The sequence below is a fragment of the Pseudomonas sp. NPDC087817 genome, assembly GCF_044742875.1.
Taxonomy (GTDB): domain Bacteria; phylum Pseudomonadota; class Gammaproteobacteria; order Pseudomonadales; family Pseudomonadaceae; genus Aquipseudomonas.
In genome coordinates this window covers 1-26,144 of record NZ_JBIUVJ010000069.1, presented here as the reverse complement: position 1 = coordinate 26,144, position 26,144 = coordinate 1, and the positions used below count along the sequence as shown (strand labels likewise).

The following is a 26,144-nucleotide window of genomic DNA, read 5'->3' as shown; positions in this document are numbered from 1 at the left end:
CAACTTTCCGCACCAAATGGAATTGGTCTGGGACAGCGGTCAGTTCTTATTCGAATTCGTGGTCAAAGGCCTTGTTACAGACCAATTCCATTTGGTGCGGAAAGTTGGAAGGCACCGACACCTGGGTGTCTTGAAAGCCTCACGACTTACTCGACACCCGACTTCCTGCTCGCTCCTTAATAAAGGCTGAACAGTGCCGGGAATTCAGTGCGGGCGATTGTAGATAGGTAGCGCCCTATACACCATGTCTTATCCCGAAATAATTTTTATCCGTTCGAGCAACAATCCATCGCCATTTTTGCAAAAGTGCCGCATGTTATCGAAATCGATTCTCAACAAAAACAACAAAATTTGTAGGTGTACCCGCCTCAATTCAGACAGCTCTGAGGGCATTTTCTGCAAGCCCGATCAGCGCAAAGCCCGATACCCCAAGGCTTTTGGCCATCTGCCAGGTCTTGTTAAAACTGCCTGATCTGGCACACACGTGCAAAAGCGCAAAAACACCGAAACAGACCAATCCTTTTTTGTAACAGCACACCAATCCGCGTCACTGAAGAGACCTGCGACACGGCGTGTGTGACAACATGTCGCACACCTGTCACACCCTCCCTTGCCGTTCGTCACGGTGTTTTCACAAACACTCTGAAATGCAAAACGCCCCGATTTGCTGATACGCAAATCGAGGCGTTTTCTGTATCGGCCAATGCGCCGAATAGTTGATTCAGCGCAGTGCTTTTCGGTTACGCGAGGTCAGCAGCGGCACCAGGATCACCACCAATACAAATGCCACCAGTGCCCATTGCGCCAACGACAGGCCGAGGATCGGCGGGTACGGCGTCGAGCAGAAACCGTCGACCTGGAAGCCCAGCGGGAAGATCTTCGCCAGCGGCAGATCATCGACAATCGGCTGCAACACATCGATGCCGCAGCTCACCGCCGGATAGAACTGGGTGTACACGTGATGCCCGGCCACACCGGCCCCGGCTATCGCACAAATCACCACCAGCACTTCAAACACGGTGATGCTGCGCCGCGTGCGCATGGCCGCGCCAATGAAGGCGAACAGCGCGATCAGCAGCAATGCATAACGCTGCAAGATGCACAGCGGGCACGGCGCCTCGCCGAGCACGATCTGCATGTACAGCGCGCCACCGATCAATGCCAGGCAGATAATGCCCAGCAGCACCAGAAAGCGCCGCTCACGTCCCAATCGAATCGTTTCCTCGCTCATCGCGTTTCCCTTGTATGTCCATGGTTCAGCTGGCCGGCGGCTGCGCTTGCAGTTGCGCCATCAGGCTGATGTTGTCTTCGATATGCCAATTGGCCGCGATGCGACCGTTGTCGATCTGATAGATATCGGTTGCCCGGAAGTCTACACGCTGGCCCTGCCCTTTGAGAGCCTTGAACGTGCCAGTGAAATGCCCGCGAAAGTGCAGATGCACCACCACGCGATCTCCGGCGACGATCATTTGCTCGATGTCGCAGCTCAAATCCGGCACCGCCGTGCGAAAGAACCTCGACGCCAGCAACGGCCCCGTCGGCCCCTGCACCCGGCCTTCGGGCGGCGTCTTGTCGACAAACTGCGGCGACAAGGCGGCCGTGGCCAGTGCCTCTTCGCCACTGTTCCAGAAACTGCCGTAACGCCGTGCTGCCAGTTCCATGGCTGCAGCCTGTGCCTTGGGCAGGCTCTGATCGACAATCAGGGTCTGCGGTGTGATCAAGGCAGATTCGGCAGAAGCAAACGGGCTGGCCAGCAAAGTGGCCGACAGGCTCAGGGCAGCGAAGCTGATACGACGGGCGAAGGTGAGGTGCGACATGAGGGCGATCCTGATCAGGTAAACGAACGAGCGCCTATCATCAGCATCGGGGAATAAACGATAAACCGGTTAAGAAACGATTAACCTTTAAACACTTTTTAAGAATCAAGACCGTGTAACGGCCAATCGCGGGCAAGCCCGCTCCCACAGGTTCCAGCGTCATTCACAAACTCTGTGCACGCCACAAATCCTGTGGGAGCGGGCTTGCCCGCGATGCAGACGACTCGGTCTCAGGAATTATTCCAGAGCAGAAGCCGGCCCGAAGAACTCGTAACGGCTCTGCTGCTCCGGCACGCCCAGCGCTTTCAGATGGCGCTTGATCGCCCCCATGAACCCCTTCGGCCCAAGGAAGTAAGCGTCGACATCACGCTGCTGGGGCAACCACTCGCCGAGCAACTCCTGACTCAACATCCCGACCTTGTCCGCCGCTGGGCTCACACCATCGTCTTCGGCGTAGCAGTAGAAGCGCTTGAGTTGCGGATGACGCTCGGCCAGGCCGTCGATCCAGTCGCGGAACGCATGCACGCTGCCATTGCGCGCGCAGTGGATAAAGTGCACCGGACGTTCAGTCTCCAGCGCCGCTTCCAGCATCGCCAAGGTTGGCGTGATGCCGACGCCGCCGCTGATCAGCACCAACGGCTTGTCGCTGGCAGTCAGGGTGAATTCGCCCGATGGCGGGAACAGCTGAATGCTTGCGCCGACATGCAGTTGATCGTGCAAGTGATTGGAAGCACGGCCACCCGGTTCACGCTTGACGCTGATGCGGTACTGACCTTTGTTTGCCAGCGCTGACAGCGAATAGTTGCGGCGGATTTCCTCGCCGTCGAGGATCAGTTTCATGCCGATGTACTGGCCGGGCTCAGCCGCGAGGATCGGACCTTTGTCGGCCGGTTCGAAGTAGAACGAAATGATTTCCGCGCTCTCCTCGACCTTGGCCGCGACGATAAACTCGCGCGCCCCGCGCCAGCCGCCGACGGCTTGTTCTTTCTGGTCGTAGATCGCCGTTTCGGCGCCGATCAGGATATCGGCCAGTTGTCCGTATGCCGCGCCCCACGCACTCATCACTTCTGGCGTGGCGATTTCTTCGCCGAGCACTTCGGAGATGGCGCGCAACAGGCAGGCACCGACGATCGGGTAGTGCTCCGGCAGGATTTGCAGAGCGACGTGCTTGTTGATGATCTTCGCCACCAGATCCCCCAACTGGTCGAGCTGGTCGATGTGACGGGCATACATCAACACGCCGTTGGCCAAAGCCCGGGGCTGATCGCCGCTGGCCTGATGCGCCTGGTTGAACAATGGGCGAACTTCCGGGTATTCGGCGAGCATCATCCGGTAGAAGTGGGTGATCAGCGCTTCACCACCGCTTTCCAGCAGAGGCACGGTGGATTTGACGATGGCACGATCCTGGACGCTAAGCATGGGGTGACTCCTGAGCTTCGATGAAAAGTTACCTTGGGTTTATCAGTTTCCGTGCCAACTTATTTATCTTTATAAATCAATAACTTAAAAACAACGTAGTCAAATCGACTCAAAGCACCTTATAGTCATCGCGACTACATCTTGTCTCTTTGACTACAACACCATGACTGCCAAATCCCTGCTCACCGCTCTGCTGCCTCTGGTTTCCGACCTGTCCCGCGAATTGCCTGAGGGCGAACGTTACCGACGCTTGCTCGAAGCCATGCGCGCCCTGCTGCCGTGCGATGCCGCCGCACTGCTGCGCCTGGACGGCGAATCGCTGGTGCCGCTGGCGGTCGATGGTTTGAGTGCAGACACCCTCGGTCGGCGCTTCAAGGTCAGCGAGCATCCGCGTTTCGAGATTTTGCTGGCCGGGAATGGGCCGACCCGTTTCGCCGCCGACAGCGACTTGCCCGATCCTTACGACGGCCTGGTTGATGGCCTCGACGATCACCTTGAAGTCCACGACTGCCTCGGCTGCCCATTGTTCGTCGATGAAAAACTCTGGGGCCTGATCACCCTCGACGCCCTTGATCCCGAACGTTTCGAACCCATCGAACTGGATGCCCTGCAAGCCTTCGCCAGCCTCGCCTCGGCCACGGTCAACGCTGCCGAACGCATCGAGCGGCTGGCAATCCGTGCCGAAGACGAACACCAGCGCGCCGAGGTCTACCGTCAGGCCAGCGGTCAGCAGAACCGCGAAATGATCGGCCAGAGCAAAGCACTGAAACGTTTGGTGGAGGAAATCAATCTGGTCGGCGGCAGTGACCTGACCGTGTTGATCACCGGCGAAACCGGGGTCGGCAAGGAACTGGTGGCTCAGGCCATTCACGCCGCCTCACCGCGCGCCGACAAGCCGATCATCAGCCTCAATTGCGCCGCGCTGCCGGACACGCTGGTGGAAAGCGAACTGTTCGGCCACGTGCGCGGCGCGTTCACCGGCGCCACCAGCGACCGTCGCGGCAAATTCGAACTGGCCAATGGCGGCACGCTGTTTCTCGACGAAGTCGGCGAGTTGTCGCTGACCGTGCAGGCCAAATTGCTGCGCGTATTGCAGAGCGGCCAGTTGCAGCGCCTGGGCTCGGACAAGGAACATCAGGTCGATGTACGCCTGATCGCCGCGACCAATCGCGACTTGGCCGAAGAAGTGCGCAGCGGTCGCTATCGTGCCGACTTCTATCATCGCCTGAGCGTGTACCCGCTGCGGGTGCCGGCCCTGCGTGATCGCGGGCGTGATGTGTTGCTGCTCAGCGGCTTCTTCCTCGAACAGAACCGCTCACGCATGGGCCTCAACAGTCTGCGCCTCAACAGCGACGCCCAGGAAGCGCTGCTCGCCTACACTTGGCCGGGCAACGTGCGTGAACTCGAACATTTGATCGGACGCAGTGCGTTGAAGGCGCTCGGCAACTGCAAGGTAAGGCCGAAGATTCTCAGTTTAAGTGCCGCCGATCTCGATTTGCCGCGGGAGGTTGTGGATAACCCGGTTGAGCCGGTTGCCGGGGTGGTGGCTTCGTTACCGCTGATCAGCGGGGATCTGCGCGCCGCTACCGAGGAATATCAGCGGCGACTAATTGCTGCGGCGCTGGAGCGCAATCAGGATAACTGGGCGAGTGCGGCGCGGGAGTTGGGGCTGGATAGAGCCAACCTCGGCAGAATGGCCAAACGCCTGGGCATGAAATAGTCACTTCCTGTTGCTCGAATGAGTCCCTGTGGTGAGGGGATTTATCCCCGATAGACTGCGAAGCAGTCCCTTCTTTTGAAATAAGGAGCAGGGCCGCTGCGCGCCCCATCGGGGATAAATCCCCTCACCACAGATACATCCCTGCCCACCCGACAACCAACCTAAAGCCCAACCTTTTGACGCCGATAACCCGGCATCAATAGTTTCTGGCGATTTGCACCCTCGCCCATCACCTTTTTCCACAGAAGGTTTATATGTCTTCCACCAAAGCCCGCGCAGATTCACTTTCGCTTCTGCTGTTCACTTTGCGCAGCGGCAAGCTGATGGCGATCAACCTGCTGAAAGTCAGTGAAATCATCCCTTGCCCGCCGCTGACCAAGCTGCCGGAGTCGCACCCGCACGTCAAAGGCATCGCCACGTTGCGTGGTGCTTCACTGTCGGTGATCGACCTCAGCCGCGCCATCGGCGAGCGCCCACTGGAAGACCCGAACGGCGGTTGCCTGATCGTCACCGACGTCAGCCGGTCCAAACAGGGTCTGCACGTTCAGGCGGTGAGCAAAATCGTCCACTGTCTGACCACTGACATCAAACCGCCGCCGTTCGGCTCCGGTGGTTCGCGCGCCTATATCACCGGCGTGACCTCGGTGGACGGTACGCTGGTGCAAGTGCTGGACATCGAAAAAGTCATCCACAGCATCGCCCCGGCACAGATCGAAATGGCCCCGACCGACCTGTCCATGGAAGACGCCGACGTCCTTGGCAACGCACGCATTCTGGTGGTCGACGACAGCCAGGTGGCGTTGCAGCAATCGGTGCACACCCTGCGCAACCTCGGCCTGCAATGCCACACCGCGCGCAGTGCCAAGGAAGCCATCGACTGCCTGCTCGACCTGCAAGGCACAGCGCAGCAGATCAACCTGATCGTCTCCGACATCGAAATGTCCGAGATGGACGGTTACGCCTTCACCCGCACCTTGCGCGAGACTCCGGATTTCTCCCACCTTTACGTGCTGCTGCACACCTCGCTCGACAGCGCGATGAACAGCGAAAAAGCGCGACTGGCCGGGGCCAATGCCGTGTTGACCAAGTTCTCGTCGCCGGAACTGACCCAGCGCCTGATCGAAGCGGCCAAACACGTCGCCGCCAACGGTCACTGAACCTTGGGCGAGACGTATTGCTTTTTGATGCGGCGGGATCTGGGCACCGCCGTGCCGGATATCGTCTGGCCGAAAGGTATCGAGATCAGCACTTACCAACCGCAACTGGCGCCCGCCGTGTATGACCTGATGCAACTCGGCTACCTACAAGGAGGCGGTCGGGTCCCAGCGCTCGAGGTCTGGCAGCAACGCTTTGAACGCGATCCGGAATACGATCCGCAACTGTGCTTCATCGCCATGGATGCCGAGGGTGTCGTCGGTGTGGCGCAGTGCTGGACCAGTGCCTATATCAAGAATCTGGTAGTGCATCCGCGCGCTCAGGGTCGAGGTTTGGGCCGGGCGTTGCTGTTGAATGCATTCATAGCGTTTCAACAGCGGCGTGAAGGGTTTGTCGATTTAAAGGTGCTGGAAGATAACGTTCGGGCGCAGCGGTTGTATGAAAGTGCAGGGATGTATGTGGTCCGCCGGGAGATTGTGCCGGACTGATCGTCCGTCATCACTGGCAAGCCAGCTCCCACAGAGATCGGCGCCGCTCACAACTCTTGTGGGAGCTGGCTTGCCAGCGATGGCGACCTCAAAGACAACTTTTCACCCTGAGGCATACTCCAACCTTGGCCACTACCCAAGGACGTCCACCATGAAAACCGTGACCCTCAGTTTGCTCAGCCTGCTCTGCCTCACCGCCCTCGCCTCTCAGGCCCACGCCTCCAGCCCCGACGCCTGGGCGGCCTACGACAAGACAGTCCTCGCCAGTTGCACCAAGGCCAGCGGTTTGAAAAATGCCAAACCCGTCGGCACTCCCGCGCAATTCGATGACCGCGTCGGTTACACCGCCGTGTTGCTGCAAGGTCAATACCCGCAAAAACACATGAAAGGCCAGCAAGGCACCGAACTGTGCCTGTTCAACAAACAGTCGAAAACCGCGTTTGTCACCGAGTGGGACTCAATCCGCCCGACCGCCAAGACCCGGTAAATGGCGCATAATTTGCTTCGATCCCGGTCTGCATGGCGGCTTTACGTCGCTGCTTAACACCTTGATTGAAGATTGATCGTCCCATGAATACGACGTTTTCCTGCGTCGGTTGCGGCAAGTGCTGCACCGACCACCATGTGCCCCTGACCCTCGCCGAAGCCCGCATGTGGGCGGCGGATGGTGGTCAGGTGATCGTGCTGGTGGAGGCCTTTCTCGGCAATGGCCTGGGCTTGCCGGCGCAGCAGCGTGAACACGCCGAACGGCGATCGGTGGTGGTGCGCAGCGGCGCAACCGATGCGCACGTGGCAATCACCTTTGCCGCGTACAACGTCGGGCCGTGTCGAAATCTTGACGAAGACAAGCTGTGTCGCATCTACGAGCGGCGGCCATTGGTGTGTCGCATTTATCCGGCCGAAATCAATCCGCACATCCCGCTCAACCCGGCTGCCAAGGACTGCCCGCCGGAGTCTTGGGAACAGGGGCCGGCGTTGATTGTTGGCGGCGAGTTGGTTGATCAGGAACTGGTCGAACTGATCCAGCGCTCGCGGCAGGCGGATCGCGATGACATTCGGCTCAAGGATGCGATTTGTGCGGCGCTGAGGATTCGTACCACGGCGCTCAAGGGCGACGGGTTTACCGCATATCTGCCGAACATGGACGCTTTTGCGGCGGTGGTTGATCAGGTGAGTGCGCAACCGTTGAGCGACGTAGCCAGTGAATGGCTGTTTCATTTGTCCGGGGATGATGTTGCCGGGCAAGTGCTGGCAGCAGGGGCGCAGGTGGTGAGCGAGCCGGCGCAGACGTATGCGTTTATTCCGTTGCGGGTGGCTTGATCAGCGTTTTGTAGAGACTGGACCGGCCCCATCGCTGGCAAGCCAGCTCCCACAAGGTTTTGCCTCGTGCACCAATCAGATGAACACCGGCAAAACCTGTGGGAGCTGGCTTGCCAGCGATGGCGCCAGTTCAGGCAACTTCAATCCCGAACCCGCCGCCGCCCCCAGAATTCCCGCGCCAGCAAGCGCAAGTCCCCCGCCAGCCCCGCCACATCCTCGGAATTGCGCTGACTCTCGCGCCCCTCATCCACCGTCACCTCGCACGCCGTGCGGATGCTGACGATGTTGCGATTGATGTCCTCGCTCACCGCACTCTGCTGCTCCACCGCCGCCGCAATCTGCAGACTCATCTCGGTAATCTGTTCGACCCGCTCGCTGATCCCGTCCAGCGCCCGCGCCGCGCGCTGCGCTTGTTCGACGCTGTTTTCCACATGCTCGCTGCTCTGCTGCATCACCAGCACCGCGTCGCGCGCGCCGGTTTGCAGGGTGCTGATCATGCGCTGAATTTCGTTGGTCGATTGCTGCGTGCGTTGCGCCAGCCCGCGCACCTCATCGGCCACCACTGCAAACCCGCGCCCGGCATCCCCCGCCCGCGCCGCCTCGATCGCCGCGTTGAGCGCCAGCAAATTGGTCTGTTCGGCGATGCTGCGGATCACCTCCAGCACCCCGGAGATCTCACTGCTGTGGCCTTCGAGTTGATGAATGACCTCGGTCGCCCGGCCAAGCTCTTGCGCCAGCCGCAGGACAGCGCTGCGACTTTCACCTACAAGCAAATGCCCTTCGCGGGTTTCCGTCCCGGCCAGGTCCGCCGCCACCGAAGCCTGCTGCGCATGGCTGGCAACCTGCGCGACGCTGGCGGCCATCTGATGAATCGCCGCCGCGACCTGATCGGTTTCCGCCTGCTGCGCCAGTGAACTGCTATGGCTGCTTTGCAGATGATCGACCAGTTGCGCCGCATGCCCGGCCAACTGCTGCGACGCATCGCCAATACGCCCCACCACTGCGCCAACCTGTGCTTCGAGCATCTGCAAGGCAAACTCGATCTGCCCGAACTCATCGCGCCGACCGGTATAAATGCCTTGGCTCAGCGGATTGTCCGCCACCTTGCGCGCACGCTCGGTCAAGCGCTCCAGCGGCCGCAGGATCCAGCGCACGCCCAGCGCACAACTGCCGCTGCCGATGACAAACGCCGCAGCATTAATTTCCATCAATTCCGGTCGCAGCCAAGACTCAAGCGTCAACAGCCCACCGAGCAACACACTGGCCAGCGCCGTAATCCGCGCTCGCACATCGATATTCGGCAATCGCCAACGCGCCACCTCCTCGCCGCGCAACTGTGCATACGCCCGCTCCGCTGCCGCGACTTGCCGCGCATCCGGCCGGGTGCGCACCGACTGATACTCAACGGCGGCGCCGTTCTGCGTCACCGGTGTGACATAGGCACTGACCCAATAGTGATCACCGTTCTTGCAACGATTTTTCACCATGCCCATCCAGGATCGCCCGCCCTTGAGCGTCTGCCACATATGCGCAAACGCCTGCGCCGGCATGTCCGGATGGCGCAGCAGGTTATGCGGCGTACCGAGCAATTCGTCGCGGCTGTAACCGCTGATATTGATGAAGTCGTCGTTCGCGTAGGTGATCGCGCTGGTCAGATCAGTAGTCGAAAGAATATTCGCATCCAGCGCAACATCGACGTTGCGGTCGGTCACCGGGAGATTGATCTTCATGGATAGCGCGCTCGTATTATTGGAGGAGTCGGCAGGGCTGCTGACTCTAAGCGCACTCATTGGTTAAATATTGATCTGGCTCAGGGGATGAGCACTTAGCCATCACTGCGACGGAAAATCGCAGTCGATGGCTGAAGGCGGGATGAAACTCAGCGCTTGCCCATCGAACGACGGGTGCCCGGCGGCGCCATGCCCGGGGTCTTGGTGTGGCCGTTCTTGGCGCCGTTCTTGTACCACGGCTGATTCGAGCCTTTGGCAGCGGCCAGTTCACCCGGTTTGAACGGGAACTTGAACGCCGGGATCTCGGCTTTGGTTTCGTTGGCGTCAGCCATTTCAGCCGCGACATCGCTCACGGCGTCGTCAACCGGCGGTTGGGTCGGGGAAGTCATAAAAGCTCCGGAAAGCATAAAGTCGGGCCCGAACAGTGAGCCGCGAAGGCGCGCAGTATACCTGTGCGCCGCAACTCGGCAGCTGAAGATTTAAGCCACAAGCCGAACGGTTTACAGGTACGTGATGGTGACGATGCCTTTGTCGGTCGAAGTCTTCAGTGGCTCAAAGGTCATGGTCATTGGCAGCGTTTCATGGCTGCACACATTGCGATAGGCATCGATGTCGAGCTTTAGGCCGGGCTTGAGTTCGACCTGGCGTGATTCGCTGGAACTCAATGCACCGACTCGACCGACTTCACAGCCGGAATCGACGATCTGCCCGGTAAACCGGATCTCGCCGGATTGATTGCCAGGCGCGGCGAAGGATGTGAGTGGAAGCAAGAGAAGCACGTACGGCAGAGCGGTTTTCAGCTTCATTTCAAGACACTCCGGGGTGAGCGGCCCAGAGAAAACCCGGGCTACACAATTTTTATCCGCGAGCAGGGACGGATCTTGAGAAGCGTAGTTGGCAAATGGGTCCCGAATTGGGACTGATCGGTCCCTTTTGGGGACCGTTATACCGCCATCGCGAGCAGGCTCAGTCCTACAGGGGGAATGCATTTCAAATAAATGTATGAGCGAGCCTGCTCGCGAAGAACGATGACGCGGTGTTCTTGCGTGATCAGGTTTGCGGATCAACCCGATCCAGCGCCCTGTTTACCGCCAACTCGGCGAGCATGACGATCTGCTGGATCGCCAGCGCTGTACTGCGCTGCGGGCGACTGAGCTGATCGGCCAGGTCACCGGCCATGACATTGGCAGAAGCCAGAGATTCGCAAGCGTGGGCGAGCAGACTTTCGGTGTCGATGTTCGGCTGGATAAGGAACATCGTACTGGGCTGACGCGGTTTGACCGGTTCGGGGCAGAGGTAGAAATCGAGGGCGCTCTTGATGGCTTCGCGGGTTTTGATCTGGTCGTCGGCGCGGATGGCGTCTTCGAGTGGGGTTGGGGTTTCGAGGGGTGGATCGGGTACGGGCTTAGTCATGGATATGTTCCTAATCAAAAGCCAACACGAGCCGTTTCTCACGCGGCGGAGTGGTGGCAGCTATGTGCGGAGTGAGAAACCGGTAGGAACAAGCCCGGCCGAACCGAAGTTCGCCCGCACACAGCCGCCATAAAAATTGCAGGGCAGCAAATAGCCGGCGGCAATTATGGTGGTACTGGTGTTGGATTAACAGTTCCTAAGGGCTCTCACACCCGATCGCCGAGTTTTCGGCGACAACCAAAGACTAGAGAGCGCACGTCCGACGGACAACCTGAAAACCTTGTGGGAAGGTTCTGGTTATTTGACTCATATTTAAACAGACCAAAGTAATCGGCTGACTGGACAGACCTCTTCGCGAGCAGGCTCGCTCCCACAGTGAACCGAGTACACCTGCCAGAGATTGGTCGGCTATCAGGTCGCCATCGCTGGCAAGCCAGCTCCCACAGGGGTTGAGGTCATCTGCCAGAGACTGGTCGGCTATCAGGCCGCCATCGCTGGCAAGCCAGCTCCCACAGGGGTTGAGGTCATCTGCCAGAGATTGGTCGGCTATCAGGCCGCCATCGCTGGCAAGCCAGCTCCCACAGGGGTTGCGTTCATCTGGCAGAGACTGGTCGGCTATCAGGCCGCTATCGCTGGCAAGCCAGCTCCCACAGGGGTTGAGTTCATCTGGCAGAGACTGGTCGGCTATCAGGCCGCCATCGCTGGCAAGCCAGCTCCCACAAAAGAGCAAAATCAGAATCAAAAGATCGCAGCCTGCGGCAGCTCCAGGGAAGATAAGTACAACCCGCACGCGGCGCATGCCGCCCCACTCAACACAATGAGCGTTAGCTCGAGTACCGCTCTTGATCTTGATCCACGGGCGACATCGGAAGGCTGAGTGGAGGGATTGATCCGGGCGTGGGAGCGCAGCGACCGTTTGGCGAAGCCAAACACAGCGAGAGGAGGTGCAGCGAAGCAAACCGTAGGCGCTGCGCCCGGATCGATCCCGGAGCGAAGGAACCCCGAGCCCCAGCGAGCGGGCCGCACGTAGGAGCAAGCGTTTTTGGTTACTTTTTAGGCGTTTGTAAAAAGTGACCCGCCGTAAGGGCGGAACCGTAATCAGCCACACCCGCAAAAACGGATATACACACAGAGAAAACTGACAGCGCTGACAGCCAGCCGTCACCCTCCTGACCCCCAAACAAGTTTATAAAGACCCTAACCCTGCCCAAATTCCGTCCGGCGCCGACTTCGCATGCGAATCCAAAAGAACAAAGCCCTGCTAGCCCTAGTGATCGTCCTGGCCGCCGCCGGCACATGGTGGGCAATGAAACCCGCCCCAACCAAACTCGCCACCCCCACCGCCATCCCCGTGCGAGTCATCGCGGTCAGCGAAAAAGACGTCCCCCGCTACACCAGCGGCATCGGCTCCGTAATCTCCCTGCACAGCGTCGTAGTGCGCCCACAAGTCGACGGCATCCTCACCAAAATCCTCGTCAAGGAAGGCCAACTCGTCAAAGCAGGCGACCTGCTGGCCACCATCGACGACCGCTCCATCCGCGCCAGCCTCGACCAGACCCGCGCGCAACTGGGCGAAAGCCAGGCACAACTGCAAGTCGCCCTGGTCAACCTCAAACGCTACAAACTGCTCAGCGTCGACGACGGCGTATCCAAACAGACCTACGACCAGCAACAAGCCCTGGTCAACCAACTCAAAGCCACCGCCCAAGGCAACCAGGCCTCGATCGACGCCGCGCAGGTACAACTTTCCTACACGCAGATCCGCTCCCCGGTCACCGGCCGCGTCGGCATTCGCACAGTCGACGAAGGCAACTTCCTGCGTATGACCGACACCGCCGGCCTGTTCACCGTCACCCAGATCGACCCGATCGCCGTGGAATTCTCCCTGCCGCAACAAATGCTCCCGACCCTGCAGGGCCTGATCAACGACCCAAAGCGCGCACAGGTCAAAGCCTACATCGGTGCCGATACCGACGGCGAAACCGGCAACCTGCTCGGCGAAGGCCACCTGACCCTGATCGACAACCAGATCAACGCCAACACCGGCACCATTCGCGCCAAAGCCGAATTCGACAATGCCAGCCAAAAGCTTTGGCCCGGCCTGCTGGTCACGGTAAAAATTCAGACAGCCCTAGACAAAGATGCGCTGGTCGTACCGCCCACTGTCGTACAACGTGGCCTCGACCAGCACTTCGTTTACCGGGTCAACGGCGACAAGGTCGAAGCCGTGCAAGTGCAGATGGTTTACCAAGGCAGTGGCCAGGACATCATCAAAGGCGTGAAGGCCGGTGATGTGCTGGTCACCGACGGCCAGTCGCGGCTCAAACCCGGTTCCACCGTGCAAGTCATGAGCGAGCCGCCGCAAGTGGTGCAGTCGGAGCCGAAACCATGAAGGCGCACAAAGGCGTCTCCACCTGGTGCATCAATCACCCGGTCGCGACGATTCTGCTGACGATTGCGCTGGTGCTGGTCGGCGCAATTGCCTTCCCGCGCTTGCCGATTGCCCCACTGCCGGAAGCGGAATTTCCTACGATTCAGGTCTCTGCGCAGTTACCCGGCGCCAGCCCCGACACCATGGCCTCGTCCGTGGCCACGCCGCTGGAGGTGCAATTCAGCGCCATCCCCGGCATGACCCAAATGACCTCCAGCAGCGCCTTGGGCTCAACCCTGCTGACCCTGCAATTCACCCTCGACAAGAGCATCGACACCGCCGCCCAGGAAGTGCAAGCGGCGATCAACACCGCCGCCGGCAAACTGCCCAAAGACATGCCGACGCTGCCGACCTGGAAGAAGGTCAACCCGGCCGACAGCCCGGTGCTGATCCTCAGTGTCAGCTCGACGCAGATGCCCGGCACCGAACTCAGCGACTTGGTGGAAACCCTGCTGTCACGTCAGATCAGTCAGATCGACGGCGTAGGCCAAATCAACATCACCGGTCAGCAACGTCCGGCGATTCGTGTGCAGGCTTCAGCGGACAAACTGGCCGCCATCGGCCTGACCCTCGCCGACATTCGTCTGGCGATCCAGCAGACCAGCCTCAACCTGGCCAAAGGTGCGCTGTACGGCGAATCGAGTATCTCGACACTGTCGACCAACGACCAATTGTTCCACCCCGAGGACTACAGCCAACTCATCGTTTCCTACAAGGACGGTGCCCCGGTTCACTTGCGTGATGTCGCCAAAGTCGTCAACGGTTCAGAAGACGCCTACGTGCAAGCCTGGGCCGGTGATCGCCCCGGAGTAAACCTGGTGATCTCGCGCCAGCCCGGCGCCAACATCGTCGAGACCGTAGACCGCATTCAGGCCGCCCTGCCCGGCCTCGAAGCCATGCTGCCAGCGTCGGTGGAGGTGAAAACCCTGATCGACCGCACCCAGACCATCCGCGCCTCGCTGCACGAGGTCGAGATTACCCTGTTGATCGCGATCCTGTTGGTGGTGGCAGTGATGGCGCTGTTCCTGCGTCAGTTGTCGGCGACCCTGATTGTCTCGGCAGTGCTCGGCGTATCGCTGGTCGCCAGTTTTGCCCTGATGTACATCCTCGGTTTCAGCCTGAATAACCTGACGCTGGTAGCCATCGTGGTGGCCGTGGGGTTTGTGGTCGACGATGCGATTGTGGTGGTGGAGAACATCCACCGGCATCTGGAGGCTGGCGACGACATGCGCGAGGCCGCGATCAAGGGTGCCGGCGAAATCGGCTTCACCGTGGTCTCGATCAGTTTCTCGCTGGTGGCAGCGTTTATTCCGCTGCTGTTCATGGGCGGCGTGGTCGGACGGTTGTTCAAGGAATTCGCCCTGACCGCGACCTCGACCATCATGATTTCCGTGGTGGTTTCGCTGACGCTAGCACCAACGCTGGCGGCGTTGTTCATGCGCAAACCGGTGCATCACGCCAGCGATAAACCGGGCTTCAGCGAACGCTTGCTCGGCTGGTACGAAAAAGGCCTGCGCCGCGCCCTCGCCCATCAGAAACTGATGATCGGCGTGTTCGGTTTGTCGCTGGCGTTGGCCATCACCGGTTACATCTTTATCCCGAAAGGGTTCTTCCCGGTGCAGGACACCGGTTTCGTCCTCGGCACCACCGAAGCCGCTGCGGACATTTCCTACGGCGACATGGTGAAAAAACACTTGGCGATGGCCGAAATCGTCGCCGCCGACCCGGCCGTGCAGGCGTTTTCCCATTCGGTGGGTGTGTCGGGCAGTAACCAGACCATCGCCAACGGCCGTTTCTGGATCGCTCTGAAAAAGCGCGGCGATCGCGACGTCAGCGCCAGTCAGTTCATTGACCGGATTCGTCCGCAGCTGATGAAAGTCCCCGGCATCGTGCTTTATCTGCGCGCCGGTCAGGACATCAACTTAAGCTCCGGCCCGAGCCGTGCGCAGTACCAATACGTACTGAAGAGCAACGACGGCGCGACCCTCGCCACCTGGACGCAACGCCTGACCGAAAAACTGCGCAGCAACCCGGCGTTCCGCGACATTTCCAACGATCTGCAACTGGGCGGCAGCATCACCCACATCAGCATCGACCGTAGCGCCGCCGCGCGTTTCGGCCTCACGGCAAGCGATGTCGATGAAGCGTTGTATGACGCCTTCGGTCAACGGCAAATCAACGAGTTCCAGACTCAGGTCAACCAGTACAACGTGATTCTGGAACTGGACACCAAACAGCGCGGCAAGGCCGAAAGCCTCAACTACTTCTACCTGCGTTCGCCGCTGAGTGGCGAGATGGTGCCGCTGTCGGCGCTGGCCAAATTCGATGCGCCGACCATTGGCCCATTGTCCATCGCCCACGACGGCATGTTCCCGGCCGCCAACCTGTCGTTCAACCTCGCCCCCGGCGTGGCGCTGGGTGATGCGGTAATCCTGCTCAATCAGGCCAAGGCCGAGATCGGCATGCCCACTGCGATCAGTGGCAACTTCCAGGGCGCGGCGCAGGCATTTCAAAGTTCGCTGGCCAGTCAGCCGTGGCTGATTCTGGCGGCGCTGGTGGCGGTGTACATCATTCTCGGCGTGCTTTACGAGAGCTTCGTGCATCCGCTGACGATCATTTCGACGCTGCCGGCGGCGGGTCTCGGTGCGGTGATCATGCTGTGGATCTGCGGTCAGGACTTTTCGATCATGGCGTTGATCGGGCTGGTGTTGCTGATCGGTATCGTCAAGAAGAACGGCATTCTGATGATCGACTTTGCCCTGGAAGCTCAGCGCAATCGCGGATTGGCGCCACAGGATGCAATCTTCGAAGCGTGCCTGACGCGGTTCCGGCCGATCATCATGACCACTCTCGCCGCGTTGCTCGGTGCGCTGCCGCTGATGCTCGGCTATGGCACCGGCGCCGAACTGCGCCAGCCGCTGGGGATCGCGGTGGTCGGCGGTTTGCTGGTCAGCCAGATGCTGACGCTGTTTACCACTCCGGTCATATACTTGTGGCTCGAGCGGCTGTTCCATCGGCCTAAGCCTGCGTCTGTAGCGACGCTGGCCACCACAGACTGAGGCGGGTCATGCGCGTTCTGATTATCGAAGACGAGGAAAAAACCGCGGACTATCTGCACCGTGGTCTGACGGAACAGGGTTACACCGTGGATCTGGCCCGCGACGGTGTCGAAGGCCTGCATCTGGCGCTGGAAAGCGACTACGCGGTGATCGTCCTCGACGTCATGCTGCCGGGCCTTGATGGCTTCGGCGTGTTGCGCGCGTTGCGGGCGCGCAAGCAAACCCCGGTGATCATGCTCACCGCCCGCGAACGGGTCGAAGACCGGATCAAGGGCCTGCGTGATGGCGCCGACGATTACCTCGGCAAACCGTTTTCCTTCCTTGAACTGGTCGCACGCCTGCAAGCGCTGACCCGCCGCAGCGGCGGCCATGAGCCGGTGCAAGTGAGCATTGCCGACCTGTGGATAGATTTGATCAGTCGTAAAGCTACCCGCGCCGGCACGCGGCTGGATCTGACCGCGAAAGAGTTTTCCCTGCTCAGTGTATTGGCGCGGCGTCAGGGTGAAATCCTCTCGAAAACCGCCATCGCCGAGATGGTCTGGGACATCAATTTCGACAGCGACGCCAACGTCGTCGAAGTCGCGATCAAGCGCCTGCGCGCCAAGCTCGACGGGCCGTTCGACGAAAAACTGCTGCATACCATTCGCGGCATGGGTTATGTGCTGGAGAGCCGTGGTGTCCAGTAATTCGATCGCCTTGCGTTTAAGCGGGATGTTCACGCTGGTAGCGCTGATGGTGTTTCTGTTGATCGGCGGCGCGCTGTATCAGCAGGTCGACAAAGGCTTGGGATTGTTGCCGGAAGCCGAGCTGGATGCGCGTTACAGCGTGCTTGAGTCAGCACTCAATCGCTTCGGCACACCCGAGCATTGGGTAAAGATCAACGCCAAGTTGAAGCTGCTCGGCGAAGAGGACAAACGCATTCGTTTCTGGGTGGTGAGTGGTGATCCGGGTTACGAATATGGTCAGCCGGACGCCGCGATCCGTGCCTTCGCCAAAGGCCCGCTGGGCATGCATGACCTGCAGTTGGCCGACCACCCTTATCCGCTGAAAGTGTTGTTGACCGAGTTGCCGGCCAAGGATCAGCGCCCACCGCTGCGTTTCATGATCGGCATCGACACCGAGACCTTCCACGAGACTCAACACAATCTGCTGATCGCGCTGATCGGCCTGGCGATTGCCGGTGTGCTGATGGCTTCGGCGCTGGGCTATTGGGTCGCGCGGATTGGCTTGAAACCGTTGATCAAACTGTCCCACGAAGCGCAACGCCTGGCGCCGCCGCTGCGGGCCGGGCGCTTGCGTTTGTCGCCGCTGCCGCCGGAGCTGGAGCAGTTCGTCGACTCGTTCAACTCGACGCTGGAGCGGGTCGAACAAGCCTATTCGCGGCTGGAATCGTTCAACGCCGATGTAGCCCACGAGCTGCGTTCGCCGCTGACCAATCTGATCGGCCAGACTCAGGTGGCGCTGACCCGTGGGCGCTCGGCTGAACACTATTTCGAAGTGCTGCAATCCAATCTCGAAGAGCTGGAACGGCTGCGTTCGATCATCAACGACATGCTGTTTTTGGCCAGTGCCGATCAGGGCAACAAGGCCACCAAACTGACCTCGACGTCGCTGGCCGATGAGGTGGCGACCACGCTGGAATACCTGGATTTCATTCTCGAAGACGCGCAGGTTCAGGTGCAGGTCAGCGGCGATGCGCAGGTGCAGATCGAGGTTGCGCATTTGCGCCGGGCGTTAATCAATTTGTTGAGTAACGCTGTGCAGCACACGGCACCGGGCGAGGTCATCGAAGTGCGGATCGAGATCGAGGAACATCAGGTGAGTATCGGCGTGGCCAACCCCGGCTCACCGATTGCCAATGAGCATTTGCCACGCTTGTTCGAGCGGTTTTATCGGGTGGATGCGTCGCGCAGTAACAGTGGCAATAACCACGGGTTGGGGCTGGCGATCGTCAAGGCGATTGCGCTGATGCACGGTGGGGATGTGTTTGTGAAGAGTGATCGGGGGATGAATACGTTCGGCATCCACCTTCCCGTCTAACTCTCCCGCACCGCTCGTTCCCTCGCTCCGCGTGGGAATGCAGCCGGGGACGCTCTGCGTCCTTCCAAAGCCGAACGCGGAGCGTCCGATGAGACATTCCGACGCAGAGCGTGGGAACGATCAAAAACCCCATGTGGCAGGGACCTTTTGTGGTGAGGGGATTTATCCCCGATGGGCTGCGAAGCGGCCCCAAAACCAGCGATCGCGATCTTTCTGACACAACATGCACACAGAATTCAGGACTGCTTCGCAGTCCATCGGGGATAAATCCCCTCGCCACAGATAAATCCCCTCGCCAAAAGTGTCTCTGCACCTGCGGGAATGTGTGATCTTTGCTTCTGCTGTAACAGTCATTTATGAAAATCACGCTGTTTCCCAACGCCCGGCAACCTTATCTTTGCCCGCACCAAACAGCACTTGCCAAGCAAGAAGGTTTTCAGAATGTCCAACAGTATGGGTATTGCCAGCGCTTTCGTTTTGTCCTCATTGATCCTGTCGCCGATGGCGATGGCTGAAGAGTCCCACGCCTTCGTTGCGCAAAACAGCGCACGGGCGCAGGCGTACGATCAGCATCAGGCTGAAATGATGGCCAAGGCCAAAGACGCGACGCAGGCACCTCAAGCTGCCGCCACCCAGGCTCAAGCATCCGAGAAAGACAGCTGAGTCACGCCCCGCACCGTTTCCCTCGACGCGGTTGTTTGGCTCTTCTCGTTCAACCGTCGTCATTCCAGGCCGCTGATTTTCAGCGGCCTTTTTTCGTTGTGGTCTGAAAGCTGTTTGGTGCGTCTTTTACAACAAGAAACATCTCGTGCCTCAAGCCAATGAGGCGCCGCTGACCCAAGGAGCTTTACCGCACGTGCGTTACCCAGTCCGCTTCACTCCGCTGTTCATTGCAATTGCCGCAACGATTGCCCCTTCCGTTCACGCCGACGAACCGGCGCAAGAAGGTTTCGTCGCAGGCTCGAGCCTCAACCTTAACGCCCGCAACTACTACATGAATCGTAACCGCTTGCAGAAAGCGGACGACAACATCGAGTGGGGCCAGGGTTTTCTCGGGATCTTCCAGTCGGGTTACACCGAAGGCACGGTCGGTTTCGGCATTGATGCCCATGCGATGCTCGGGCTGAAACTCGATGGTGGTGGCGGCACGGACGGCTCCAGCATCCTGCCGATCAGCGATGGCAACGGTAAAGCGCCGGGGTCGTTCTCGACAGCAGGCGGTACGCTGAAAATACGTGCGTTCGACACTGAGCTGAAGGCCGGTGACCTGTTCCTGACCAATCCGGTGATCGCCGGCGGTGACAGCCGCATGCTGCCGCAGACCTTTCGCGGTGTCAGTCTGACCAACCACAGCTTCGACGGCTGGTTGATCGAAGGCGGCCAGGCCAGTTTCACCAAGCCGTACAACCAGAGCGGTCACACGCGCATCGGCACCTCGTACGGGACGTTGGCCGATGGCGACGAGAGCCAGCACCTGAACTGGGCCGGCGTGGCCTGGAGCGGTGTCGAAGGTCTGACCAGCAGCCTCTACGCCTCCGAGCTCAAGGACATCTGGAACCAGTACTACTACGACCTCGACTACACCTGGCAGTTGAATGACCTCGTCAGCCTCAACCCGGGCCTGCACTTCTATCACACCCAGGACACCGGCGATGCGCTGCTGGGCAATATCGACAACAACACCTACAGCCTGCATTTCACCGTCGGCATCGGCAGCCACAGCGTGACCGCCGCGTACCAGCGGGTCAACGGCAACACACCGTTCGACTACATCAGTCAGGGCGACAGCGTTTACCTCGACAACTCGCAGCAATACTCGGACTTCAACGGTCCGAACGAGCGTTCGTGGAAACTCAAGTACGCCTATGACTTTGCCGGTCTAGGTGTACCGGGGCTGACCTCGGCGGTGTCCTACTCGCGCGGCACGGTTGACCTGACCAAGGTCGACCCGGACAGCAAGGGCTACGCCAACTGGTACAGTGCCGATGGACGCAACGCCAAGCACTGGGAACGCGACCTCGACTTGAAGTACGTGGTGCAGAGCGGTCAGGCCAAAGATCTGGCCGTGCGCCTGCAATGGGCCACCAACCGCGGCGGTAACGGTTATGGTGTAATCGATTCAGACACCGACGAATACCGCGTGATCATCGACTACCCGATCAACGTCTTCTAAGCTGTGGCGAGGGGATTTATCCCCGATGGGGCGCGCAGCGCCCCCCCTGTCTTCACTGAAAAATCAGGGCCGCTGCGCAGCCCATCGGGGATAAATCCCCTCACCACACAAATCCCCCAACCGATAACTCCATCATGATCGCGAGCCGTACCCCACCTGTTGCGGGCAAGACCGGACGCCCCGAGCTGCTGCTGATCTCCGGCAGCCTGCTGAGCGTGATCGCGATCGTGTGCATCGTCACTTTCCTGTTGATTCGTGAGCACGCCAGCGCTCAGGAGTCGGCCACCCGCAGCGCCACCACTATTGCCCAGTTGATCGACGCCGACGTGTTGCGCACCGTCGAGCTGTACGACCTGACACTGCAAGGCCTGATTGCTGCCTCGCAGCGCGATGACTTGCGCGACGTTACCCCACAGATCCGCCATCTGGCGCTGTTCGACCGCTCGACCACCGCCCGCTTCAAGGGCGACATCCTGTTGCTCGACAAGCACGGCGATGTGGTCGCTGACTCCTCGCGGATCGAGCCAAAACCCGGCAATTTCGCCGACCGCGACTACTTTCTCGCGCACGCCTTCAACCGTGACGTCGGCATGTTCATCAGCCGCCCGTTCAAGACCCGCTGCGACTGCGATGAAGCCAACCAGTGGCGCATCAGCTTCAGCCGGCGCATATCCACGGACACCGGTGAGTTCGCCGGCGTGGCCGTGGCGTCGCTGAAGCTCGACTACTTCGACCAGTTGTTCAACAGCCTCGATATCGGCAACGACAGTACCCTGAACATCATCGACAACGACGGCATCCTGCTCGCGCAGAAGCCGTATCTGCAAAGCGACTCGATTGGCAAAAGCTTCGGCAACCGGCCCAACGTGGTGCGAATTCTGCGCGACAGTGATGGCAATGGCAGCTTCAACAGCGTTTCCAGCATCGATCATCAGCAACGTCTCTACACCTATTCGAGGGTGGGCAACTTACCGCTGACGGTGATCGTCGCGTTGTCCAGCGACGAGGTGTTCGGCACCTGGCGGCGCACGGCATTGTTGATCAGTGGTGCGACCGGCGTGCTGTGCCTCGGCCTGCTCTGGCTCACATGGCTGCTCGCTCGGGAACTGCGCTTGCGCCAGCGCGCCGAGCACGAACTGGCGCAACTGGCGGCAACCGATGCACTGACCGGCGTGGCCAATCGGCGGATGCTCGATCAATCACTGCGCCACGAATGGTTCCGCGCCCAGCGCTCGGGTAAACCGCTGTCGGTGATGATGATCGACGCCGACCACTTCAAGGCCTTCAACGATCTGCATGGGCATCAGGCCGGCGATCACGCATTGAAGCGGCTGGCCCAGGTCATTACCGAAAATGTGCGGCGACCGGCGGATCTGGTCGCACGTTATGGTGGTGAGGAGTTTTCGGTGATTCTGGCGGAGACCGACAGCCACGGCGCGCAGCAGATTGCCGAGCATATTCGCCAGGCGGTGGAGCAACTGCCATTGGTTGACGGGGCTGAGCTGCCGATGACCGTGAGTATTGGCATCGCTACGTGGACAGCGACGAGTGAGATGAAGCTGGAGCAGTTGTTGTTTGCGGCGGACAAGGCGTTGTATCAGGCCAAGGAAGGTGGGCGTAATCGGGTGGTGGTGGCTGCCTGATTGATGTAGTGGCTTCACCGGCCCCATCGCTGGCAAGCCAGCTCCCACAGGTTTGCGCGTTATTCACAGATCTTCAATACACTCAAAATCCCTGTGGGAGCTGGCTTGCCAGCGATGGGGCCAGTAGAGGCAATACAAAAACCGCAGGCATAAAAAAAGGCCATCCGAGGATGGCCTTCAAAAAACTAGAGAGGTTTTTTACTTACACGGCCGCAACAGGGCGCATGTAAGAGATCGGTGCAGTGCTGGCGTCTTCGAACGTCACGACTTCCCACGCATCTGTCTGCTCAATCAACTTGCGCAGCAGCTGGTTGTTCAGTGCATGACCGGACTTGAAGCCTTTGAACTCACCAATCAGGCTGTTACCCAGCAGATACAGGTCACCAATGGCATCGAGGATCTTGTGCTTCACGAATTCGTCTTCGTAGCGAAGACCGTCTTCGTTCAGTACACCATCGGCATCGACCACGATTGCGTTTTCAACGCTGCCGCCGAGTGCGAGGTTGTGCTTGCGCAGGTACTCGATATCACTCATGAAGCCGAAAGTACGCGCGCGGCTGACTTCTTTTACGAACGAAGTGCTGGAAAAATCCACGCTTGCACTTTGGGTGCGGTCCCGGAATACCGGGTGATCGAAATCGATCTCGAAGCTCACCTTGAATCCTTCGAAAGGGACGAAAGTGGCGCGCTTGTCGCCGTCTTCCACTGTCACTTCACGCAGGATGCGGATGAATTTCTTGGGGGCGTCCTGTTCTTCCAGGCCAGCCGATTGAATCAGGAATACGAAGGGTCCAGCGCTGCCATCCATGATCGGGACTTCGGACGCGGAGAGCTCGACGTAGGCGTTATCGATGCCCAGGCCAGCCATGGCCGAGAGCAAGTGCTCTACCGTGTCCACTTTGACGTCGCCATTGATCAGCGTCGTCGACATAGTGGTTTCACCGACGTTTTCCGCGCGGGCAGGAATCTGCACCACAGGGTCGAGGTCAGCGCGACAAAACACAATGCCAGTGTCGACAGGCGCAGGCTTGAGAGTCAGATAGACCTTCTCACCGGAGTGCAGGCCTACACCTGTGGCACGGATAATATTTTTCAGTGTGCGTTGTTTAATCATGGCTTGGGCCGCTTCAGCGCAAATTGCGAACTGGTATCAACAAAGGCTGGCGATGATAGCAGACCATGCCTTTGCTGAACACCAATCACCTTCATAGCCCTGATACATTCCATCAATCGGCCTGACGACGCAGGAATGCCGGGATGTCCAGGTAGTCCAGGTCATCTTGCGGATTCATCTTCGCGGCAGCCGCAGCACCGGCCTGAGCCTGGTTGCGCATGACGGTCGGACGGTCCAGATCACGGTAGTTCACCGCTGGCGCTTCCTGACGGGCCGGAGCCGGTTGCTGCACCTGAGCCGAAGCCATGGAGGTGTGAACGGTATTGTCGATAACCTTCACAGGCTTCTCGATTTTCGCGCCCAGACCAGTGGCAACCACGGTGACGTGCAGTTCGTCGCGCATGTCCGGATCGATAACGGTACCGACCTTGACCATCGCGTGTTCGGAAGCGAACGCTTCGATGATGCTACCCACGTCGGAGTACTCACCCAGGGACAGGTCAGGACCGGCAGTGATGTTTACCAGAATGCCGCGTGCACCTTGCAGGTTCACGTCTTCCAGCAGCGGGTTGCGAATTGCAGCTTCAGTGGCTTCACGTGCACGGTTCGGACCGCTGGCGCAGCCAGTGCCCATCATCGCCATGCCCATTTCGCTCATCACGGTACGGACGTCGGCGAAGTCGACGTTGATCATGCCCGGACGCTTGATGATGTCGGAGATACCGCGAACGGCACCGGCCAGTACATCGTCTGCCTTGGCGAAAGCCGACAGCAGGCTGGCGTCTTTACCGAGGATGGTCAGCAGCTTCTCGTTGGGAATGGTGATCAACGAGTCGACGCTTTCGGAGAGCATGCGGATGCCTTCGTCGGCGATCTGCATACGCTTGCGACCTTCGAACGGGAACGGACGGGTCACGACCGCAACGGTCAGGATGCCCATTTCCTTGGCCACTTCGGCGATGATCGGCGCAGCACCGGTACCGGTACCGCCGCCCATGCCAGTGGTGATGAACACCATGTTGGTGCCCTGCAGGACTTCGGCAATGCGCTCACGGTCTTCGAGAGCGGCCTGACGACCTACTTCAGGGTTGGCGCCGGCGCCGAGACCTTTGGTCACGCCGGTGCCCAGTTGCAGGATGGTGCGCGCGCCGATGTTTTTCAGCGCTTGAGCATCAGTGTTGGCGCAGATGAATTCAACGCCTTCGATGTTGCTCTTGACCATGTGATTGACAGCGTTGCCGCCGCCACCGCCAACACCGATAACTTTGATTACCGGGCTTGCGGGGATGTTGTCTACGAGTTCGAACATTTTCCCTCTCCTTACATTCTCTAGTTTTTTCGCCTACTGCTTTTTGTTGCGGTGCTGCGGTAAATCTTTAGAAATTGCCCTGGACCCACTTTTTCAGTCGGTCGAGCAGCGGCGCCTGTGGCTCTTCGCTGCTATAGCTGTCGCGGCTGCCGATGCCGGAGAACGAAACCCCGTCGGACTGCTTTTGCAGGCCGTACATCAACAAGCCAACGCCAGTGGAATAAATCGGGTTACGTACCACGTCATCCAGACCTTTCACGCCATGCGGGACGCCAAGGCGTACCGGCATGTGGAAGATCTCTTCGGCCAGCTCGGTGGCACCTTCCATCTTCGAAGTGCCGCCGGTCAGGACGATGCCGGCCGGGATAAGGTCTTCGTAGCCGCTGCGACGCAGTTCAGCCTGAATCAGGGTGAACAGTTCGTCATAACGCGGCTCGACCACTTCGGCCAAAGCCTGACGCGACAGTTCGCGCGGTGGGCGGTCGCCAACGCTTGGCACCTTGATGGTTTCGCCGGCACCGGCCAGTTTGGCCAGGGCGCAGGCGTAGCGAATTTTGATCTCTTCGGCGTACTGGGTCGGGGTGCGCAACGCCATGGCGATGTCGTTGGTCACTTGATCACCGGCAATCGGGATCACCGCGGTGTGGCGGATCGCGCCTTCGGTGAAGATCGCGATGTCGGTGGTGCCGCCGCCGATGTCGACCAGGCACACGCCCAGTTCTTTCTCGTCATCGGTCAGTACCGAGTAGGCCGAGGCCAGTTGCTCGAGAATGATGTCGTCGATTTCCAGGCCGCAGCGACGCACGCATTTTTCAATGTTCTGCGCGGCGTTGACGGCGCAAGTCACTACGTGAACCTTGGCTTCAAGGCGCACGCCGGACATGCCCAGTGGCTCGCGAACGCCTTCCTGGTTATCGATCACGTAATCCTGCGGCAGGGTGTGCAGCACGCGCTGGTCAGCCGGGATCGCCACGGCCTGGGCGGCGTCGAGAACACGCTCAAGGTCAGCCGAGCTGACTTCGCGATCACGGATCGCGACGATGCCGTGGGAGTTCAGGCTGCGGATGTGATTACCCGCCACGCCGACGAACGCCGAGTGAATGCGGCAGCCCGCCATCAGTTGGGCTTCTTCGATCGCGCGCTGGATCGATTGCACGGTGGACTCGATGTTGACCACCACGCCCTTCTTCAGGCCACGGGACGGATGGGTACCGATCCCGACGATTTCCAGCGAGCCGTCGTCGGAAACCTCGCCGACCAGCGCCACCACCTTGGAGGTGCCGATATCGAGACCGACGATCATTTTGCCGCTT

23 protein-coding genes are annotated in these 26,144 nt (G+C 59.7%); 13 read left to right on the top strand and 10 right to left on the bottom strand.

Going from position 1 to position 26,144, the window contains the following annotated elements:
* Positions 1-721: 721 nt before the first annotated feature.
* The 3 genes from ACIONG_RS26245 to hmpA form a co-directional block, all read right to left on the bottom strand.
* On the bottom strand, positions 722-1,231 hold the full coding sequence (locus tag ACIONG_RS26245; RefSeq protein WP_025109264.1) for a disulfide bond formation protein B: 510 nt from the start codon (positions 1,229-1,231) through the stop codon (positions 722-724).
* A gap of 25 nt (positions 1,232-1,256) precedes the next feature.
* Entirely contained in the window at positions 1,257-1,817 is a 561-nt protein-coding gene (locus tag ACIONG_RS26240) for an ester cyclase (protein ID WP_401303604.1), read from the bottom strand.
* Positions 1,818-2,054: 237 nt separating this feature from the next.
* Positions 2,055-3,236 (bottom strand): NO-inducible flavohemoprotein, encoded by a 1,182-nt coding sequence (gene hmpA / locus ACIONG_RS26235; protein WP_103304509.1) that lies wholly within the window; start codon positions 3,234-3,236, stop codon positions 2,055-2,057.
* Positions 3,237-3,399: 163 nt separating this feature from the next.
* Between hmpA and norR the strand changes: the two genes are divergently transcribed.
* The 5 genes from norR to ACIONG_RS26210 all read left to right on the top strand — a co-directional run bounded on the left by norR (position 3,400) and on the right by ACIONG_RS26210 (position 7,919).
* Complete coding sequence (gene norR / locus ACIONG_RS26230; protein WP_401303602.1) at positions 3,400-4,956, top strand: nitric oxide reductase transcriptional regulator NorR; 1,557 nt, start codon at positions 3,400-3,402, stop codon at positions 4,954-4,956.
* Positions 4,957-5,210: 254 nt separating this feature from the next.
* Positions 5,211-6,113, top strand: a complete 903-nt coding sequence (locus ACIONG_RS26225) for a chemotaxis protein CheV (RefSeq protein ID WP_103304507.1) — start codon at positions 5,211-5,213, stop codon at positions 6,111-6,113.
* A gap of 27 nt (positions 6,114-6,140) precedes the next feature.
* Positions 6,141-6,599 (top strand): GNAT family N-acetyltransferase, encoded by a 459-nt coding sequence (locus ACIONG_RS26220; protein WP_401303599.1) that lies wholly within the window; start codon positions 6,141-6,143, stop codon positions 6,597-6,599.
* Between the two features lie 151 nt (positions 6,600-6,750).
* Positions 6,751-7,086 carry a hypothetical protein gene (locus tag ACIONG_RS26215; protein ID WP_213026533.1) on the top strand — a complete coding sequence of 112 codons (336 nt, stop codon included), beginning with the start codon at positions 6,751-6,753 and terminating at the stop codon, positions 7,084-7,086.
* Positions 7,087-7,169: 83 nt separating this feature from the next.
* Entirely contained in the window at positions 7,170-7,919 is a 750-nt protein-coding gene (locus ACIONG_RS26210; protein ID WP_401303597.1) for a YkgJ family cysteine cluster protein, read from the top strand.
* Positions 7,920-8,059: 140 nt separating this feature from the next.
* Here ACIONG_RS26210 and ACIONG_RS26205 read toward each other — a convergent pair whose 3' ends face one another.
* From ACIONG_RS26205 to ACIONG_RS26190, 4 genes are all read right to left on the bottom strand, one after another.
* On the bottom strand, positions 8,060-9,649 hold the full coding sequence (locus ACIONG_RS26205) for a PAS domain-containing methyl-accepting chemotaxis protein (RefSeq protein WP_401303595.1): 1,590 nt from the start codon (positions 9,647-9,649) through the stop codon (positions 8,060-8,062).
* A gap of 149 nt (positions 9,650-9,798) precedes the next feature.
* Positions 9,799-10,038 (bottom strand): hypothetical protein, encoded by a 240-nt coding sequence (locus tag ACIONG_RS26200; protein ID WP_103304502.1) that lies wholly within the window; start codon positions 10,036-10,038, stop codon positions 9,799-9,801.
* 111 nt (positions 10,039-10,149) lie between these two features.
* Complete coding sequence (locus ACIONG_RS26195; protein ID WP_213026535.1) at positions 10,150-10,455, bottom strand: type 1 fimbrial protein; 306 nt, start codon at positions 10,453-10,455, stop codon at positions 10,150-10,152.
* Between the two features lie 244 nt (positions 10,456-10,699).
* A complete protein-coding gene (locus tag ACIONG_RS26190) occupies positions 10,700-11,062 on the bottom strand; it encodes a DUF6124 family protein (RefSeq protein WP_401303592.1) in 363 nt (120 codons plus the stop codon).
* A gap of 400 nt (positions 11,063-11,462) precedes the next feature.
* Between ACIONG_RS26190 and ACIONG_RS26185 the strand changes: the two genes are divergently transcribed.
* From ACIONG_RS26185 to ACIONG_RS26150, 8 genes are all read left to right on the top strand, one after another.
* Entirely contained in the window at positions 11,463-11,939 is a 477-nt protein-coding gene (locus tag ACIONG_RS26185) for a hypothetical protein (protein WP_401303590.1), read from the top strand.
* 357 nt (positions 11,940-12,296) lie between these two features.
* Positions 12,297-13,454 (top strand): efflux RND transporter periplasmic adaptor subunit, encoded by a 1,158-nt coding sequence (locus ACIONG_RS26180; protein WP_401303588.1) that lies wholly within the window; start codon positions 12,297-12,299, stop codon positions 13,452-13,454.
* Positions 13,451-16,552 carry a multidrug efflux RND transporter permease subunit gene (locus tag ACIONG_RS26175; protein WP_103306203.1) on the top strand — a complete coding sequence of 1,034 codons (3,102 nt, stop codon included), beginning with the start codon at positions 13,451-13,453 and terminating at the stop codon, positions 16,550-16,552. The genes ACIONG_RS26180 and ACIONG_RS26175 overlap by 4 nt, the downstream gene beginning before the upstream one ends.
* Positions 16,553-16,560: 8 nt before the next feature.
* Positions 16,561-17,238, top strand: coding sequence for a heavy metal response regulator transcription factor (locus tag ACIONG_RS26170; protein ID WP_007916978.1), 678 nt, complete (start codon positions 16,561-16,563; stop codon positions 17,236-17,238).
* Positions 17,228-18,592 carry a heavy metal sensor histidine kinase gene (locus ACIONG_RS26165; RefSeq protein WP_401303586.1) on the top strand — a complete coding sequence of 455 codons (1,365 nt, stop codon included), beginning with the start codon at positions 17,228-17,230 and terminating at the stop codon, positions 18,590-18,592. Before ACIONG_RS26170 ends, ACIONG_RS26165 begins: the two co-directional genes overlap by 11 nt.
* Positions 18,593-19,033: 441 nt before the next feature.
* Complete coding sequence (locus ACIONG_RS26160) at positions 19,034-19,255, top strand: hypothetical protein (RefSeq protein WP_103306206.1); 222 nt, start codon at positions 19,034-19,036, stop codon at positions 19,253-19,255.
* Positions 19,256-19,448: 193 nt separating this feature from the next.
* On the top strand, positions 19,449-20,765 hold the full coding sequence (locus ACIONG_RS26155) for an OprD family porin (protein WP_401303584.1): 1,317 nt from the start codon (positions 19,449-19,451) through the stop codon (positions 20,763-20,765).
* A gap of 134 nt (positions 20,766-20,899) precedes the next feature.
* The gene (locus tag ACIONG_RS26150; RefSeq protein WP_401303582.1) at positions 20,900-22,408 is read left to right on the top strand and encodes a sensor domain-containing diguanylate cyclase; all 1,509 of its coding nucleotides are present in this window, start codon (positions 20,900-20,902) and stop codon (positions 22,406-22,408) included.
* A 202-nt stretch (positions 22,409-22,610) separates the two neighbouring features.
* On the opposite strand, the gene lpxC is transcribed toward ACIONG_RS26150, so the two are convergent.
* From lpxC to ftsA, 3 genes are all read right to left on the bottom strand, one after another.
* Positions 22,611-23,522 (bottom strand): UDP-3-O-acyl-N-acetylglucosamine deacetylase, encoded by a 912-nt coding sequence (gene lpxC, locus ACIONG_RS26145; RefSeq protein ID WP_103306209.1) that lies wholly within the window; start codon positions 23,520-23,522, stop codon positions 22,611-22,613.
* Positions 23,523-23,634: 112 nt separating this feature from the next.
* Positions 23,635-24,831: a cell division protein FtsZ gene (gene ftsZ, locus ACIONG_RS26140; protein ID WP_016986475.1), complete on the bottom strand. Its 1,197-nt coding sequence runs from the start codon at positions 24,829-24,831 to the stop codon at positions 23,635-23,637.
* 67 nt (positions 24,832-24,898) lie between these two features.
* Positions 24,899-26,144 (bottom strand): cell division protein FtsA (gene ftsA, locus ACIONG_RS26135; protein WP_401303579.1); only part of this gene is annotated, 1,246 nt, incomplete at its 5' end.